The sequence below is a fragment of the Deltaproteobacteria bacterium genome (genome assembly GCA_016234845.1).
Lineage (GTDB): Bacteria > Desulfobacterota > Deferrimicrobia > Deferrimicrobiales > Deferrimicrobiaceae > JACRNP01.
This window is the reverse complement of the sequence record JACRNP010000041.1, coordinates 1-16,849: the sequence shown is the minus strand read 5'-3', so window position 1 is coordinate 16,849 and position 16,849 is coordinate 1. Positions and strand designations below refer to the sequence as shown.

The 16,849-nt window shown below is 66.9% G+C and carries 18 protein-coding genes; 1 reads left to right on the top strand and 17 read right to left on the bottom strand.

Annotated features, from left to right (window positions below; all coding sequences use genetic code 11):
* From HZB86_03910 to HZB86_03835, 16 genes are all read right to left on the bottom strand, one after another.
* Window positions 1–482: 2-oxoacid:acceptor oxidoreductase family protein (locus tag HZB86_03910; protein MBI5904684.1), on the bottom strand; the 482-nt coding region annotated here is incomplete at its 3' end.
* Window positions 479–2,323 (bottom strand): 4Fe-4S binding protein, encoded by a 1,845-nt coding sequence (locus HZB86_03905; protein MBI5904683.1) that lies wholly within the window; start codon window positions 2,321–2,323, stop codon window positions 479–481. The genes HZB86_03910 and HZB86_03905, both read right to left, overlap by 4 nt.
* Window positions 2,324–2,331: 8 nt before the next feature.
* Entirely contained in the window at window positions 2,332–3,636 is a 1,305-nt protein-coding gene (locus HZB86_03900) for a TRAP transporter large permease (GenBank protein MBI5904682.1), read from the bottom strand.
* The gene (locus tag HZB86_03895) at window positions 3,633–4,112 is read right to left on the bottom strand and encodes a TRAP transporter small permease (GenBank protein MBI5904681.1); all 480 of its coding nucleotides are present in this window, start codon (window positions 4,110–4,112) and stop codon (window positions 3,633–3,635) included. The genes HZB86_03900 and HZB86_03895 overlap by 4 nt, the downstream gene beginning before the upstream one ends.
* An 18-nt stretch (window positions 4,113–4,130) precedes the next feature.
* Complete coding sequence (locus HZB86_03890) at window positions 4,131–5,159, bottom strand: TRAP transporter substrate-binding protein (GenBank protein ID MBI5904680.1); 1,029 nt, start codon at window positions 5,157–5,159, stop codon at window positions 4,131–4,133.
* A 163-nt stretch (window positions 5,160–5,322) separates the two neighbouring features.
* Entirely contained in the window at window positions 5,323–5,970 is a 648-nt protein-coding gene (locus HZB86_03885) for a response regulator transcription factor (GenBank protein MBI5904679.1), read from the bottom strand.
* Between the two features lie 12 nt (window positions 5,971–5,982).
* A complete protein-coding gene (locus HZB86_03880; GenBank protein ID MBI5904678.1) occupies window positions 5,983–7,818 on the bottom strand; it encodes a HAMP domain-containing protein in 1,836 nt (611 codons plus the stop codon).
* Window positions 7,819–7,830: 12 nt separating this feature from the next.
* Window positions 7,831–8,592 (bottom strand): cytochrome b/b6 domain-containing protein, encoded by a 762-nt coding sequence (locus HZB86_03875; GenBank protein MBI5904677.1) that lies wholly within the window; start codon window positions 8,590–8,592, stop codon window positions 7,831–7,833.
* Between the two features lie 13 nt (window positions 8,593–8,605).
* A complete protein-coding gene (locus HZB86_03870; protein ID MBI5904676.1) occupies window positions 8,606–10,057 on the bottom strand; it encodes a hypothetical protein in 1,452 nt (483 codons plus the stop codon).
* A 61-nt stretch (window positions 10,058–10,118) separates the two neighbouring features.
* Window positions 10,119–11,357 (bottom strand): polysulfide reductase NrfD, encoded by a 1,239-nt coding sequence (nrfD, locus tag HZB86_03865; protein MBI5904675.1) that lies wholly within the window; start codon window positions 11,355–11,357, stop codon window positions 10,119–10,121.
* Entirely contained in the window at window positions 11,354–12,259 is a 906-nt protein-coding gene (locus HZB86_03860; protein MBI5904674.1) for a 4Fe-4S dicluster domain-containing protein, read from the bottom strand. The genes nrfD and HZB86_03860 overlap by 4 nt, the downstream gene beginning before the upstream one ends.
* Before the next feature lie 41 nt (window positions 12,260–12,300).
* Complete coding sequence (locus HZB86_03855) at window positions 12,301–12,798, bottom strand: cytochrome c3 family protein (GenBank protein ID MBI5904673.1); 498 nt, start codon at window positions 12,796–12,798, stop codon at window positions 12,301–12,303.
* Window positions 12,795–13,247, bottom strand: coding sequence for a hypothetical protein (locus HZB86_03850; protein MBI5904672.1), 453 nt, complete (start codon window positions 13,245–13,247; stop codon window positions 12,795–12,797). Before HZB86_03850 ends, HZB86_03855 begins: the two co-directional genes overlap by 4 nt.
* Before the next feature lie 55 nt (window positions 13,248–13,302).
* Window positions 13,303–13,695 carry a hypothetical protein gene (locus HZB86_03845; protein MBI5904671.1) on the bottom strand — a complete coding sequence of 131 codons (393 nt, stop codon included), beginning with the start codon at window positions 13,693–13,695 and terminating at the stop codon, window positions 13,303–13,305.
* Between the two features lie 350 nt (window positions 13,696–14,045).
* Entirely contained in the window at window positions 14,046–14,582 is a 537-nt protein-coding gene (locus HZB86_03840; protein MBI5904670.1) for a hypothetical protein, read from the bottom strand.
* A gap of 13 nt (window positions 14,583–14,595) precedes the next feature.
* Window positions 14,596–15,594, bottom strand: a complete 999-nt coding sequence (locus HZB86_03835) for a hypothetical protein (GenBank protein ID MBI5904669.1) — start codon at window positions 15,592–15,594, stop codon at window positions 14,596–14,598.
* Between the two features lie 53 nt (window positions 15,595–15,647).
* Here HZB86_03835 and HZB86_03830 point away from each other — a divergent pair, with 53 nt between their 5' ends.
* A complete protein-coding gene (locus HZB86_03830) occupies window positions 15,648–16,439 on the top strand; it encodes an alpha/beta hydrolase (GenBank protein MBI5904668.1) in 792 nt (263 codons plus the stop codon).
* A gap of 22 nt (window positions 16,440–16,461) precedes the next feature.
* Here HZB86_03830 and HZB86_03825 read toward each other — a convergent pair.
* Window positions 16,462–16,849 (bottom strand): UDP-3-O-acyl-N-acetylglucosamine deacetylase (locus tag HZB86_03825; GenBank protein ID MBI5904667.1); only part of this gene is annotated, 388 nt, incomplete at its 5' end.

Sequence of the window (16,849 nt, the reverse complement as noted above, 5' to 3'; positions counted from 1 at the left end):
TCGCCCGAGCAGAACAGGAGGCCGCCGTCGCGCGACGAGCCGAGCCTCGCGAGGATGAAACCGAGCAGCACCAGGTTCGCCCCCTGGGGATTCCCCGCGCCGCGCGCGATCCCCTCGGCGTCGATCGCGTGCACCGGGAACGGAAACCGTTCCCCCCGGAACGACTTCGCGCCCACCACCGCCCACCCGGACGGCGCGAGGAACCCCCTGTGGGCCGAAAGGTTCTCCTCCTTGAGCGCGACGAGACCGTCGGCCGTGCCCGCCCGGATCAGGGGGCTCTCGAACGCGCCGACCTTCAGGTGGGAGACGACGATCCCTCCGCGCTGCGCCATCCCGTGGGTCTCGGACGTGAGGACGGGATGGCCGCCGGCGATGGCCGCCTCCGCGAGGAGGCGGGTGATGAAGAGGACCCCCTGGCCGCCGACTCCGCTCACGAGGAGCTGCTGGCGGACCGCCCCTTCCCCCCCTCCGGCCGGGCTCACCGTCCCTCCCCTTCCCCGGGACGGGAAACGATCGCGCCGACGGGGCACACGTCGACGCAGACGCCGCACCCGGTGCAGAGCAGCCCGTCCACGTCCACCCGGTTCCCCTCCGCGTCGTAGACGAGCGCGGGGCATTCGAACCGGGTCGTGCAGTGACGGCACCCGGTGCATTCGTCGGTGACGACGATCGCAACTCCCGCGGGCAGCCTCCCCGACCGCGCGAGGTCCATCACGCACGGCTCCCGGGCGATGACCACGGCGGGCCCGTTTTCCCGGCAGTACGCGAGGGCCTCCCGGAGCAGCGGGACGAACTCCCCGAACCGGCCCGGGACTCCCACTTTGCAGAAACCGACGCCGCACGCGCGGACGAGCGCCTCCATGTCCACGACGCCGGTCGCCTCGCCCGCGGCACCGGCGCCGGTCGCCGGGGTCGGCTGGAACCCGGTCATGGCGGTCGTCGAATTGTCGAGGATCACGAGGACGAACCGCGCCCCCTGGACCACCGCGTCGATCAGCGGGGGGATCCCCGCGTGGTAGAAGGTGGAGTCGCCGATCGTCGCGACGATGTCCACCGTCTTCCCCGAGAGGCGGTACGCCTGATGGAAGCCGGCGGCCTGGCTGATCGCCGCTCCCATGCACAGGACGGTGTCGACGCCGCCGAGGTTCAGGCCCAGCGTGTAGCACCCGATGTCGCTCGGATAGATCCCCTTCGGCGCCGCCTTCTGGATCGCGTAGAAGCTCGTCCGGTGGGAGCAGCCCGGGCACAGGGTGGGCCGCCTGCCGCCCGCACCGGCCGGCACCGGCACGGGGGCGGAACGGTCGATTCCGGCGAATCGCCGGATCAGTCCCTCGACGGTCTCCGGCAGGAGTTCGCCCGCCTCCGGGACCGCCCCGGTGGCCTTCCCGCGAACCTTCCCCCGATCGAGGAGCTGCATCTCGATCACCCCGGACGTCTCCTCCAGGACGAGGATCTCGCCGTACGTCCCGAGGACGTGGGAAATGAACCCGGTGTGGAGCGGGAACGGCTGCACGACCTGGTAGAAGGGGACGGTATCCCACAGCCCCAGCTCCCGCAGGATCTCCTTCGCGTGGGCCGCCGCGACGCCCGACGCGACCACGGCCCGCGGGCCGCCGGCGCCCGGGTTCCGGCGGACCGGCGCGGTCGGCTCCCACTCCGCGATGCGCGCGAGCTTCGCGATCAGCTCCCTGTGGAGCTCGAACCGGAACGCCGGCGTCGCGGCCCACCGGGAAGGGTCCTTCCGGAAGTCCGCCGAGGCGACGATCGGGGGGATGTCGCCGGCCGGGATGTCCTGGCAGGCGTGGCAGACCCGCGTGGTGGGGCGCAGCATCGCCGGGATCGAGAACGCCTCCGACAGCTCGTACCCCTTCGCGACCAGTTCGCGGGCGTGCGCCGGGGAGTCGGGGTCGAGGACCGGGATCTTCGCGAGCATCGCCAGCAGGCGGCTGTCCTGCTCGGTCTGGGAGGAGTGCGGCCCCGGGTCGTCCGCGGAGACGACCAGGAACCCGCCTTTCACCCCGAGGTAGGCGGCGCTCATCAGCGGATCGGAAGCCACGTTCAGTCCCACCTGCTTCATGGCGACCGCCGCGCGGAGACCCGCGATCCCCGCGGTGTACGCGATCTCGAAGGCGACCTTCTCGTTGACCGCCCACTCGGCGTGCATCGCGACGCCGCGCTCCCGCTTGAGCCTGCCCACGGCGGAAAGGATCTCGGACGCCGGCGTTCCCGGGTAGGAGGTCGCCACCGCGCACCCGTTCTCCAGCAGCGCGTGCGCGATCGCCTCGTTCCCGAGCAGGAGGGTCGGACTGTCCGGGGGACGCACGGCCGCCGCTACTTCACGAGGTCGGACAGCACGAGGACCGTCCAGTACGGGGATATCATGAGAATCACGATCGAGACGATGTAGGAAGGGACGTAGTAGAAGCTCCCCCGGAAGACGGTCGAAAGCGGGATGCCGGACATCCCCGACACGACGTAGCAGCAGATGCCGATGGGGGGCATGATCGACCCCATGGTCGTCACGATCGTGATCACCTGCCCGAACCAGATCGGGTCGTACCCCAGCTGGATCACCAGCGGGTAGAAGATCGGCAGCGAGACGAGCAGGAACGCGAGGGCGTCCATCACGCAGCCGCCGACGATGTAGCAGAGCAGGATCACCCAGAGGACCATCCATTTCGGAAGCGCCAGGGTCCGGATCCACTCCGCGGTCTCGAACGGAAGGCGGGTCACCGTCAGGAAGCGGGCGAAGATCACGGCCCCGGCGACGATCATGAACACCATGCACGAGATCCGGAGGGTGTCCGTCATCGAATCCACGAACTTCTTCCACGAAAGCTTCCGTCGCGCCAGGCAGATGGCGTAGCCGAGGAAGCAGCTCACCGCGGCGGCCTCGGTCGCGGTCACCACCCCCGTGAACAGCGCGTACATGATGATCCCGAACAGCACCAGGACGTCGATCGCCTCGGGGAGCGCCTTCATCCGCTCCTTCCAGCCGAATCTCGGGCCGGCCGCCCCCCAGTCCGGGTGCATGCGGCAGATCCAGACGACGGTCCCGAGGATGGCGACGGTCAGGATGGCGCTCGGAATGATGTTCCCGAAGAAGAGCTTGCCGATCGACTGCCCGGTGTAGAGCCCGTACACCACGAGCACGATCGATGGAGGGATCAGGACCCCCAGCGTGGCCCCCGCGGCGACGGAACCCGCGTTCAGCATCGGGTGGTAGTTGTACTCCTTCATCGCGGGGATGGCGACGGCGCTCATCGTCGCCGCCGTGGCGGTGTTCGAGCCGGAGATGGCCGAAAAGGCGGCCGACGCCATGATCGTGGTCATCGCGAGCCCGCCGCGGAAATGGCCGAACCACTTGTAGGTCGCGTCGTAGAGGCTGAAGTTGTACCCGGCGTAATGGACGATCTCCCCCACCAGGATGAACAGCGGGATCACCGTCAGCCCGTAGCTGGAGAAGATGTTCCACATCTCGGTCCCCACCATGGAGAACGCGGCGTCGATGGAGGTCACCCAGGCGATCCCCAGGAATCCGACCAGCGCCATCGTGAACGCCGCGGGGATCCGCAGGACGAACAGGACCAGGAACATCGCGAGGATGCCGAGGACGCCGACGACGGGACCGCTCAACGCTTCTCCTTGCCGGTCCAGAAACTCTCCGCCAGATCGAGGAGGATGGTGAGCGACAGGACGGCGAAACCGATGGAGACCGCGAACACGAACGGGTAGTAGGCGATCTTCAGCGTTTCGGAGAGCTCGCCGGTGGCGGCCAGGCGCTTTCCGTACACCAGGGTCTGCCAGGAGACGATCGAGAAGAGGACCAGCATCAGGACGTGGCTGACCCGGTCGGCGACCCGCTTCAACGGGTCGGGGAATCTATCGGAAAGGATGTCGACGACGATGTGGTCCTTCCGCTTCTGCGTGTAGCCGAGGGCGCCGGCCGTTACGATCGCGCCGAGGAAGGAGACCACCTCGTACGTCCCGCCGACCGGGACACGGAAGATCCGGAGGGCCACGTTCAGGGTCGCCAGGAGCGTCAACAGCAGGAGCGAGACGCCCCCGGCGACCAGGAGGACCTTGCGCAGCAGTTCGGATAACCGTTCCAGGCCCATCGGGCGGTCGGGCTACCTGCCCTGCTGCTCGTGCTTCTTCTTGAACGCCAGCGCGTCGGCCAGGATCTGTGCGGCCGGGAGCCCCTGCGCCGTCACCCGCTTCGTGTAATCGTCGATGATCGGCTTCAGGAGGGATTTCACGGTTTCGGCCTCCGAAGCCGGAAGGGTGAACAGCTGGTGGCTGTGGTTCTTCTTCGACCAGGCGAGCGCCTCCTTCACGTGGTTGTCGACGTATTCGCCGGTCCACTGCGCCTGCTCGCGCCGCATGTCGTCCAGGATCTTCTTCACGTCCGCCGGGAGGGAGTTCCACTTGTCCTTGTTCATCACGACCGCGAACGTGACGACCGGGAGGTTCGCGACGGTGGCGTACGGCGTGTAGGCGGCGAACTTGAAGTCCTGGAGGATCTCCATCGAGGACACCATCCCCTTCACGACCCCCTTCTGGATCGCCTCGGGGGTCTCGGACTGGGGCATGGCGACCGGGATACCGCCCAGGCGCTTCACGACCTCGGCGCTGGTCCCGGCGACGCGCAGTTCCAGCCCTTTGAGGTCCGCCAGCGACTTCACGGGAACCTTGGTCATGAAGTTGGTCGGGGGGCAGGTGAAGAGCGTGAGGATCTTCACCTTGTCGAACTCCTTCGGCTGGTACTTCTCCACGAGATCGTAGAGGGTGAGGCTGGCCACCCGGGAGCTGGTGAACCCGAGGGGCAGGTCCACCACCTCGGATACCGGGAAGCGGCCCGGCTGGTAGCTCATGGCGAAATTGCCGATGTCGGCCACCCCCGAGATGACCCCGTCGAGGATGTTCTTGGCGGGAAGGAGCGTTCCGCCGGGGAAGGTCTGCACCTTCACCTTCCCGCCCGTCCTTTTTTCGACCTCCTTGGCCCACCGCTCCATCTGGACGCAGGGGAAGGTGGCCGCCGGGGGGAAGTTGGCGTAGGTCAGCTTGATCACGGCGTCCGAATGGACGGGGGACGGGACGGAGAACACGACACCGAGAAACGCCGCCAGGAGCAGATACCGGACGAGCTTCGCTTTCATTTCCGTTCTCCTTTTCGTGTGCGCTCCGAACGTCGGGCGAGGATCTCGGGCGGGGGGACGGGGACGCCGCGGAGTGCTTTGGATTTCCATCGGAATCGTCAAATTATGACGATTCCCGCGGCGGTTTGCAAGGTAAAGCGAGCCGGGCGGATCGTCGTGCCGGCTACCGGATGATCCCCCTCCGCAGCGCGAACTTGATGAGCTCGGCGCGGTTCCGGATCTCGAGTTTTTCCTGGACGTTGGTGTAGTGGGCGATGACCGTCTTGGCGCTGATGTCCAAAAGCCCCGCGATCTCCTTGTGGGTGTGTCCCTCGGCGATCAGCTTCAGCACCTGCCGTTCGCGGTCGGTCAGCCGGTCGTAGGGGTCCGTCAGGGAGACGTCCCTCCCGCTCAGGTAATCGTCGATCAGGGAGGAGGTGATCGCCGGATACAGGTACGAATCCCCCCGCGCCACCGCGCGAATCGCCGAGACGAGGTCCGTCCCGACCGCGTGCTTCAGGATGTACCCCGACACCCCGGCCGTCAGCAGGCGGTTCACGTATTCCTTGTCGTCGTACTGGCTCAACACGAGGATCTTGACGTCGGGCTGCGCCTTCCGGATTTCGATGGTCGCCTCGAGGCCGCCCAGCCCGGGCATCGCGATGTCCATCAGGACGATGTCCGGACGGAGCTTCATCGCCTTCTGGACCGCCTCCTTCCCGTCCGCCGCCTCTCCCGCGACTTCCAGGTCCTCGTGGAGCTTCAGGATGGCGATGATCCCCTCCCGCACCAGCGCGTGGTCGTCCGCGACCAGGATCCTGACCCTCGGCATCGGTGTCGCCTCTCAGGTCGGGACCGGAACGTGGACCGAGATGCGGGTCCCCCGTCCCGGTTCCGACCGGACTTCGAGCGTCCCGTCGAGCAGGGAGATCCGCTCCCCCATGCCGACCAGGCCGAGGCCGACCTGGTGATCCTTCCGGAAGGCCCCGTACACGGAATCCGCGTCGAACCCCTTCCCGTCGTCCCGGATCTCCATGTCGATGGCCGATTCGCGAAACGCGAGGATCACCTCGACGTTTTCCGCCTCCGCGTGCTTGCTGATGTTGATGATCCCCTCCTGCGCGATCCGGAACAGGACCAGTTCCAGCCTCGGGTAGTCCACTTCGACCGCCGCCCGCGCCTTCAGCTCCGCGGCGCTCCCGGTCGTTTCCAGGCGGTACCGGATTCCCCGTTCCCCGATGTGCTTCTCCAGGACCCACTTTATCGCGGATTCCAGCCCCAGGTCGTCCAGGATCGGAGGGCGCAGATCCTTGATCATCCGGTGGACTCCCTTCAGCATCGCCATGCACTGCTCCCGCATCTGGAGCAGCTGCTTGCGGATGGGATCGTACGCCGGAAAGTGCGCCACGACCGAGTCCAGCGAGATGAGCGCGGCGTTGAGCGACTGGCTCGTGTCGTCGTGGAGCTCCCGGGCGATCCGCTTCCGCTCGTCCTCCTCCGCCGTGATGATCCCCTGCAGGAGCGCCGCGAGCTTCTCCCGGCTCCGGTGCAGCTCCCGCGTGCGGTCCGCCACCATGCTTTCCAGACCCTCGCTGTACGCCTGCACGCTCTTCAGGGACTCGGCCAGCTTGATCCGCATGTCGTCCACGCTTTTCCCGAGGGTGCCGATCTCGTCCTTGGCCTCCACCTCGATCGGATCGTTCAGGTTCCCGTCGGCGATCTTCCGCGTGGCGCCGATCAGGGCCTGGACGGGCCGGACGATCCCCTTCGACAGCCCGACGGCGAGCAGGAGCGTGGTGGCGATGGCGACGGCGCTCAGCAGGAGAAACCCCCTCCGGAGGTTCGAGGAGGGGGAGAACACCGAATCGACGGGGTCGCGGACGATCACTCCCCACGGGGCCATGGTGAGGGGCGCGAAGGCGAGCATGTCCCGTTCCCGCTTCCTCCCCGCGGTGCCCTCCTTGCAGCGGTGGCAGCTCTGCACCGCCGACTTCTTTTCGGCGACCAGTCCCTCGAGGAACCGGTATCGGTCCCCGCAGGTGAGGATCCGGCGGGGGTCGTTGGACGCGATGATGACCCCGTGGCTGTCGACGAGCTCGATGATCGTTTCGGCCCCGGTCGGTATGGCCGATATGGTCTGGGACAGCATGTAGTTGGTCGGATCGATCTCCCCGCCGGCCACCCCCACCACCTCCCCGTCCTTGTTCTTCAGGGGAACGAGCGCCAGGACCACCGATCTCTGGGTCGACGGAAGGGTGTAGACGTCGGAGATGACCGGCCGGAACTCGGTGAGCGCCTTCCTCGCGTAGGGGATGCCGAAGGTGTGGACGCCCTCCTCCTCGCGGTGCGGATAGGAAAGGAGCGCGTGGCCGGCGCGGTCCAGCAGGAAGATCCTTCCCGTGAAGATCGAGTATTCGATCGCGGTCTTCAGGGCCTTCCGCTCGGGGTCCCAGTCGTTGTCCTCGAGGTCGACCTTTCCGGAAAGGGAGACGTCGTAGAGGCGCTTGACGTTGCTCTCGATCACGTAGTCGATATACCGGCCGATGATGTTGGCGAGCATCCGCCGGTTCTCGATCGACCGATCGATGCTCGCGTTCACGCTCAGGTGGCTGATGACCCCGAGGCTGACGAGGATGATCCCCACGTTGAGGATCAGCAGGAATATGATCCGCTTCTGCATTTCCCTCCTGTCCTACCCGGAGGCCCCCTGGGCCGCGCCGGCCTCCGGCGCCGGGGATTCCCGCCCCGGGCTCGCGCCGAGGGCGGCGGCCTCGTCGATCCGGGCCAGTTCGAGGGGGTGCTCCCGCATCATCCGCTCCCGCGAGATGTACCCGGTGAAGATGCTCGAGTCCAGCGGGAAGACCTCGGGGCTGAACACGGCGTTGATGATGTGCCAGAGCGCGTTGATGAGGAAGATCACCAGCGCCTCGTTGGAGTGCAGCGCCTTCGCGGCGGGGATGATCTCGCCGGGAAGGATCCGGGTCGCCGGGATGGGGAACCACAGGACCGCTCCCGTGGCGACCATCAGGAACCCGCCCATCAGGATCGTCCAGTATTCGAACTTCTCCATGTAGTCGTACCGGTCGCACCGGGCGGGGTGGTCGTCGAGCCCGAAGTAGTACCGCATGTTCCGGATCGCGTCCGTGAAATCCTTCCTCGTGATGGCCATCGACGCCTCCCACCGGCCCCGGGTGACCCCGGCCACGGCGACGGCCACGTTCAGCATCAGCTCGACCGAGAAGAAGACGCCCGTGTACCGGTGGATCCACCGGACGTTGTCGATCCCGCCCAGCTGGAGGATCAGCCACTGGGAGAAGTCCAGGTGCCAGAACCTCTGCGAGAGCCCCGTGGCGAACAGGACGAGCGTCGAGAGCACGATGCACCAGTGCTCCGCGATCCGCATCCGGGAGAATCTCCGGATCGATTCCGCCCCGCGCCGACGACCTCGCCTCATCGCGCCCCCTCCTTCAGCGGTTGACCGCGTAGCGCCAGATGTGCAGCAGGATCTGCAGGACCAGCCCGACCACCATGACGGGGAGGAACACCCAGTACGCCGTATTGACCATGAAGACCAGCGGGAACCTCGTCGGGGACGGCTTGTAATGGAACAGCCAGGCGTTCGGGAACTTCTCGTTCGCGTCGTGGTGGCACTTCTGGCACCGCTTCACGAGGTTCGCCTTCACCGTCGGAGGGTTGGAGCTCTCCGTGCCCGCGATGCTGTGGGTCCCGTGGCAGTCCGTGCACACGGCGATGGGGCGCGCGGGCTTGTACAGCTTCTCCCGCTGCTTCTTGTAGAACCCGAGGGTGACCCCGTGGAAATCCGCCAGGTAGGTCTTCAGCACGTCGGTGGACAGGCCGTACTTCGAGACGATGGCCGGATTCGCGTGGCAGTTGCCGCACATCTGCGGGATCCGCTCGTGGTACTCGAGCGTCAGCGGATTCTGGATGTCGTGCGCGGTGTGGCAGTCGATGCAGATGGGCACGTCCTGGTTGTGCTCGCTCAGCAGGGCCTTCCCGTGGACGCTCCTGGCGTATATCTCGTACACGCCGTCATGGCATTTCCTGCACTTCTGCGTGGTCAGGACCCGCCCCTTGATCCCGTGGGACACGCGGGCGATCGCGTGCGAGCCGTGGCAGTCGTTGCACACCGGGGCGTGCAGGTTCCCCTGGCTCAGGATGGCGTAGTGCACGCTGTCCAGGGTCTTCGTGTACTTGTCGAAGTGGCACCTCCGGCAGCTTTCCGACGACGCGACCGTGTAATCCCTCCGGCTCCGGAAGGTCCGTTTCGGGTGCTCCTCCTGGGAGAACCCGTAATGGCAGTCGGAACAGCGGAGCTTGTCGTGGGCGAACGACTCGAGGTCGGACAGGCTCACCTTGAGCGGGATCTTCTCCCGGTTCCGGCACATCATTTCCATGTCGTACCGGTGACAGCTCATGCAGTACTGCTTTTCCCCGGAATAGACCTTCCCGCCGCTGACCGCCGTCATCGTGTGCGCCTCGTGGCAGTCGGAACAGACGGGAACCCCGCCCTCCCCTTCCCCCGCCAGCAGGTTCTCGTGGATCGGCTTGGCCCGGAGCTGTCCGGCGGAGTGGCAGCTCCGGCAGGCGGATGCCGCCTGCTCCCGCAGCCGGCTCCTGCTCGCGACCGGTCTCCGCGAAGGGTCCACGGCCCGGCACGCGGGGTGGCATCCCGTGCAGTCGAGGATGCCGTGGACCGAGGTCCGGAAGGCGGGCGGGCTCACCCGGGCGGAAACCGTCTCCCCGTCCGGGTAGGTCGCGCGGATCCCCTCCTTCGCGTGGCACTTCAGGCACTTCTTCGCCTGGGAGGAGAATTCCACCTCCCGGGCGGATCCCGTGGAAGCGCCGGTGGCAAGGAGGGCCGCGGCCAGACAAAGTGCCAGAACCTTTCCCTTGATCATGGGCGTTCCTCCCCGCCAAAGTACCAGACTCCGGGGGAATCCGAAATACGAAACACATCCACTAATGCGAATCCGGATACGCTGGATCCTCCCGCAGCACCGGCATCCGGTTCAGGATCCACCGGAAGATCAGGATGTGCAGAACGATGATCGAAAGGACGATGAACACCTCCCGCAGGGGCGGGACGATCGCCTGGAAATGTCCCGGCAGGTTCCAGTTGAACATCAGGATCGAGATGTTGAGGCGGGTGAGGATCACCCCGGCGAGCGCGTGGAAGGCGCCGAACCGGACGATCCGCGCGCTGCCGCGCTTCACGCCCGCGGTCAGGACGAGGAACGGGACGAGCACGAACAGCAGGACCTCGACGAGGAACCAGCCTCCGTATCGCGTGGACAGGAGCGCCCACTGGTCCTCGTGGGCCACCCCGATGATCCGCAGCGTGAAGTAGACGAACATTCCCACGCAGGCGGCCTTGCCCAGCCCGACCGTCAGGCCGTCGAGGCTTCCCAGGAACGATTCGTCGGCCTTGTCCTTCAGGTACTTCGACGCGACCGTGCTGACCGCGATGACCATGCAGAGCCCCGCGTAGATGCTCGATATGAAGAAGAACACGGGGATGAACGCGGAATACCAGAGCGGGTGAAGCTTTCCCGGGGCCATCAGGAAGAGCGCCCCGAGGGCCGACTGGTGGAGCGTGGAGAGGATCACGCCCGCGATCGTCATCGCCACGGTGATCAGGATCGCCCACTTCCGGGTCCGCCGCGCGTTCAGCCACTCGAGGATCGCCGGGCTGAACTCGAGCAGTTGGACCGTCAGGTACGTGGAGACGTGCCACGCCACCAGGAAGAGCACCGAGGTCGGCCCGTAGGAGACCGCCATGGGGTAGTAGATGCGCCACGGCCGGCCGATGTCGATCAGCAGGTAGATCACCGCGAACAGGTACCCCATGAAGCCGGTCAGGACCCCCAGGCGGACCAGCGGGTGATACTTGCGGAACCCGAAGATGTACACGGCGGTCGCCATCACGTAGCCGGTCGCGGAGAGCGGCACGCCGGAGAAGAGCCCCCACCCCAGCAGGATGCTCCAGGGGTATTCGTTGGAGGCGTGCGTGACGGTGGCCAGGCCGCGTAAGAAGCGCAGGCCGATCAGCGGCAGCCCCACGGAGAGGATCACGGCGCACACGACGTTGAACGGCGTGACGAGCCCGCGGGCGTATTCGGACAGCGGCATCCCCATCGTGAGCTTGCCGGCGATGCGGGCCGGGTACGTCTCCGCCTTGGCGATGGTGTTGTCGTTCATCCCTTCTCCTCCTTGTTCCCGTTCGCCGCGTAGCACAATCCGAGCAGCGCAGGCCACAGGGTGAATACCAGCGGAACGGCCGAAAGGAATCCCTTGGTGTTCTCGACGATGGGCTTCTTCGGCAGGTTGTCCGGGAAATCGAGCTGCGGGAACGGAACCCCGGAGAGGTACAGCCAGCCCGTGCCGCCGGCCTCGTACTCCCCGTACACCTGCTCCACGTAGCGGTCCGGGAACCGGCGGATCCGGTCCCTGGCGATCTTCAGCAGCTCCTTCCGCTTGCCGAACGTGATCGCCCCGACGGGACAGGATCCCGCGCAGGCGGGTATGCCCCCCGCCCGGATCCTCCCGTGGCACATCGTGCACTTGACGACCCTGGGCTCGAGCGCGCTCTCGTAGTCGTAAGCCGGGGCGTAGAACGGGCAAGCGACCATGCAGTACCGGCACCCGAAGCAGACGTCCTTGTCGTACAGCACGGGCCCTTCCGGGGTCTTGGTGTACGCCCGGACGGGGCAGGCCGCGGCGCAGCTCGGCTCCTCGCAATGGTTGCACTGCACCTTCCGGTACACCGGGTTCGCGCTCCCCTTCGCCTCATAGCGGTTCACGACCGTGTAGGCGCTCGCGGTCGGGCGCCGCTTCCGGTCGAACACCGACTTCTCGTCGAACGGAACGTCCGGGGCGGGCAGCCCGTTCGCCGCGTTGCAGGCGGATTCGCAGGTTCGGCACCCGACGCACTCCGTGAGGTCGGTGAGCATCCCCGCCCGGTCGGGCCACCCGGAGAGGTCGGGGGACGCCAGGGCGTCCGCCGGCCTCCCCAGGAACGCCGCCCCGCCGGCCGCCAGCGCCGCCACCCGGAGGAAGTCCCTCCGCTTCAGCTCCATCTTTCCGTCCCCCTTCCTGTCCATGGTAGAAGGCCTCCCTTGGGATCTTCCTTCGCGCGCCCGCACTACTTCGCCCTCGCCTGCGCGCCGCTCTCGTGGCACATTTCGGCGCACCCCTTCGGATCCTTTCCGACGCTTCCCACGTCCCGGTGGCACCGGATGCACGCACGGTGGTAGGCGGCCTTGAGGGTCGGCATCCCGGGCCGCTCCGCCTTCCAGGAAGGCGGGTGGCACTCCGCGCAGGGGCGGATCTTCGCCAGGTTCACGTTCTTCCGGAACGCCTCCGGATCGACCTTGTGGCAACCCGCGCACGAGGCGGCCGTCCCGCCGTCGTGCTGGTGGTGGCATTCGGCGCAGGCGCCGGCCATCCCCACGTGCTTCCCGTGGTCGAATTTCACCGGCGGGTACCGCTCGGCGATCGCCCCGAGGACCAGGATGCCCGGCATCTTCCCCGCGGCCTTCGCGACGGGTCCGGGAGCGGAAGGCCCCGCGACCGCGGCGACGGACGCCGCGAGGAGCACCGCGATGACGAGGGCGGCGGCGTGAACCGCTTTCTTTTTCACGCTTCCCCCTTTCCGTCCGCTTTCCCTTCCTTCTTCTCCGGGGTCCCCGCCTTCTTCGTCTTCCGGGCTTTTCTTCCGGCGAGGTACGCCTCGCTCGGCCTCCAGCCGAAGACCGCGTTGGCCCCGACCGCGTCGAGCGCCTTCGCCATCCCTTCCATCGCCAACCCTCCCGCCTCCACGGCCAGCGTGTACACGAAGAGGAACGGAAGGGCGAGCACGTAGGCCAGCCCGAGGAACGGTCCGGCGACGAGCCGGCCCAGCGACCGCATCACCCCCCGGAAGCCCTCCTGCCGCAGGTGCGCCATCTCCTCTCCGACGTGCTTCGACAGCGTCCGGAACGGGGCGGGTTTCAGGATCTCGAGGTACAGGATGAAGCCCGCGATCGCCGTGACCGACACCAGGTATTCCACCCCTTTCACGCGCGTCAGAAAATCCACGAGAGTGTGCATCTGTCTTCCCCCTTTCCGAAAAATTGGATTCGCGATTCCGCGGCGGCGCACTTCGTCAATTTCCGGGCCCCGCCTCGTTCTTCCCTTCTTTCTTCTCCTCCTTCTCCTTCTTCTCCTCCTTCTTCTCCTTCCCCTTCCCGGCCAGGTACGCTTCCGAGGGCCTCCACCCGAAATCCATGCTTCTCCGGATCTGCAGGTAGAGGCTCCCGAAGACCCTGACCCCCGCCATGTAGATCGTGGAGCCGATGATCAGGACCGGGAGCAGGAGGACGTACACGCCTCCGAGGCCGATCATCAGGAAAAACAGGATGAAGAACGGAAGCCGGTAATACCGGGAATCCTCCCCGCCGGGGAGCACCCCCTCCTTCCGGATCTCCACCACCCGACCGCTCCTCGGGTTCCAGTAGTTCCCCGTCCCGACGCACTCTCCGCCGATGTGCCTCGTCATTTTCTCCACCCCCTTCTGTCCAGGTGTCCGGGTCGCATCCCTGTCTTCGCGGACCACTTTAGGGGACCGGCACGGGGGCCACAATCGGAGGAACGACCTATATTCGGGGGAAAAAGTACCTACCCCGCGGAGCGATACGCCGCGGTTTCAGGGGTAATCGGTTGCGTCGGAGGGGATGAAACGGACTAGGGCAGCGTCTCGCAAATATCCTGGCATTCGAGCGCCGCTGCATCCGCTCCAGCTTTGTTGCGCAAGTTCGCCGTACTCTCCCAGTACGCCATCACTTGCGCGCCTTGCTGGCGCGGCGCATCAACGCTCTCGATGCTTCAGGCTATTTGCGAGACGCTACCCTACCGGAGCATGCTCTCGGCCACGCGGATCGCTTCGAACGGGGTCGACCGGGCGATCACCGTCACCTGGAACTCGTTTTCCCGCCACGAGATACGGGTGCAGATCTCCCCCTTCTCCCCGTCTCCCACCTCCAGGAGGGCGGATCTCCCCTTCAGCGGATAGGACGCCCGCTCGCGGACCCGCGCGATCCGGGGTTTCCCTCCCGGCGAGAAGTCGGCGGCCGCCGCCTGCGCGATCAGCAGACCGATTTCCCCTCCCTTCCCGCCGTCGCTCCTCCCGAACTCCATGACGACCGCGGGATACGGCCTTCCCTGCGCCAGGATGCCGGTCGGAGGCCAGCGGTACTTCTCCGGGAAATACGAGGGGACGAGGATCTGGCGGATGCCGAGCCGCGACCGCATTTCATCGAAATCCCCGTATCGCCGCATGAGCGTGCCGTCCACCGCGAGCGGGAACCAGTTGAGCGCCATCAGGAACAGGGTCAGGACCCCCAGCCCGGCGGCGAAGGCGACGAAACCGGAAATTTTCCCCTTCATCCCCGCCTCCCCGTCATACGACGTAGTAATTGATCAGCGCGGTGACCATGCCCACGACGAGCGGCAGAAGACTCCGCGCCCACGGGTCCCGCTCCGGCCCGGACTCGAGGTTCGCGACGCGGCTCTCGATGTTCAGGCGGTGGCTGCGCTCCTCGATCTCCCTCGCGGTGATCCGGGTGCCCCGGATCCGGTCGGGGGCCGGCGCTTCCGCGGGTAGGTAGAGCTTCCGAAGTGCGCCCGCCAGCGCCTTCCGGTCGCGCACGAGGGACGCGGCGAACTCGTCGCACACCTTCTCCTCCTCCTGCGCGACCCTCCGGAACTCGACCAGCGCCACGGGGTTGAAGAACATGAGCGCGCGGAGGAGGTACGCCGGAACCAGCAGCGGGTGGCGGTTCCGCACGACGTGTCCCACTTCGTGCGCGACCGCCGAGCGGAGCTCCTCGGCGGTCAAGGCGTCCCTCGCCCCGGAGGATACGATGACCGTGGCGCGCTTCCGGAAGGTCGAGTGGACGACCGGCTCGTCGTCGTCGACCACGATCACGCTCGGCGGCGCGATCGGCAGCGCCTCCAGGCCGTCGCGGACCGCCGGGTCCCCCGACCAGTCGATCGGTTCGGTCGTCCCCCCGGCCCACGCCGGTTCCAGGTAGTGCCGGAGGATCGGGACGAATTCCTGGAACAGGAACATGAGGGATGTGATCGAGAACAGGACGGCCAGCACCCCCATCGCCGGGTGCGTCCCAAGCACTTCCAGTCCGAGCCACCGGGAGCTTTCGAAGATCGTCCCGAGCCGGAAATAGGTCGACCCGCGGCCCGGATCGAAGACCTGGTACAAGGGGTAAAGGAATACCGGGGCGGCCACCGGGACCAGGAACACCCTCTGCCGGGCCGCCGGGTCTCGAATCCCCCACGCCTTGACGGCGAGCTCGGCCACCACCGACGCGACGAGCGAGTGGATGAACGCCTGCGTCGCGTACAGGCCGATGCTGGAATGGAAGAATCCGGCAAGGTTCATCCCGGCCAGTGTATTCCATTCGACGCCTGTCCATAAAGCGGCGAAGAGGTAGAATGTCGACGATGACTCCCAAGGCGGCCGCCGGAGGCCGATCCATCGAATACGCCTGGCACGGCCCGGGACCCGCGGACGCGGCGACCCTCGTCTTCCTCCACGACGGGATCGGGTGCGCGGCGACGTGGCGCGACTTCCCCGCCGCCCTGGGGCGGGAAACGGGTTGCGGCGCCCTCGTCTACAGCCGGGCGGGGTACGGCGGGTCCGATCCGGTTCCGCTCCCGCGGCCCCTCACCTACATGCACGAGGAGGGATTTTCCGGCCTTCCGGAGCTGCTCGACGCCCTGGGAGTCCGCGAGGCGTTCCTCGTGGGCCACAGCGACGGCGGCTCCATTTCGCTGCTCCACGCCTCCACGCCGCGTTCCCGTCCGCGGGTGCGCGCGCTCCTCCTGGAAGCCCCGCACGTGTTCTGCGAGGAGATCACGGTCCGCTCGATCGAAAAGGCGCGCGACGAATACCTCCGGACGGACCTTCCGGCGAGGCTTGCCCGCTATCACGGCGCGAACGTCGAGTGCGCCTTCTGGGGGTGGAACCGGGCGTGGCTCGACCCGGGGTTTCTCGAATGGAACATCGAGTGGTGCCTTCCGGGAGTGACGGTCCCCGCCCTCGTCGTCCAGGGGACGGAGGACCCGTATGGAACGATGCGCCAGGTGGAGGCGATCGAACGCCGGTCCGGGGGCCCGGTCCGGCGCCTCGTCCTCGACCGGTGCGGCCACACCCCCCACCGCGAACGGCGCGAGGCGACGCTCGCCGCGATGGCCGCGTTCGTCCGGGAGTGCCCCCGGGCGTGATCGTTCCCTCGCGAAAGGGCGGTCAGAGCAGTTCCCGCACCTTCTTCATCACGGAGATGTTGTGCGAGTGCCCCGTCATGTGGGCGACCACCCTGCACTGGAGGCGGCGGCCGAGAAGGTACAGGTCGCCGATCGCGTCCATGATCTTGTGCCGCACCGGTTCGTCCGGGAACCGGAGGGCGTCGTTGATCGGCCCGTCCTCGCCGAACAGGATGAAGTTGTCGAACCGCCCGCCCAGGGCCAGCCCCTGCCGCTGCAGCATCCCGATGTCCTTCACGAACCCGAAGGTGCGCGCGGGGGCGATTTCCTTCCGGTACGCCGCGGGGTCGTCGAGCCGGAACACGAACCGCTGCTTTCCCACCGGCGCCGGGTATTCGAGGGTGTAGTCGATCTCGAAGGAATCGCTCGGC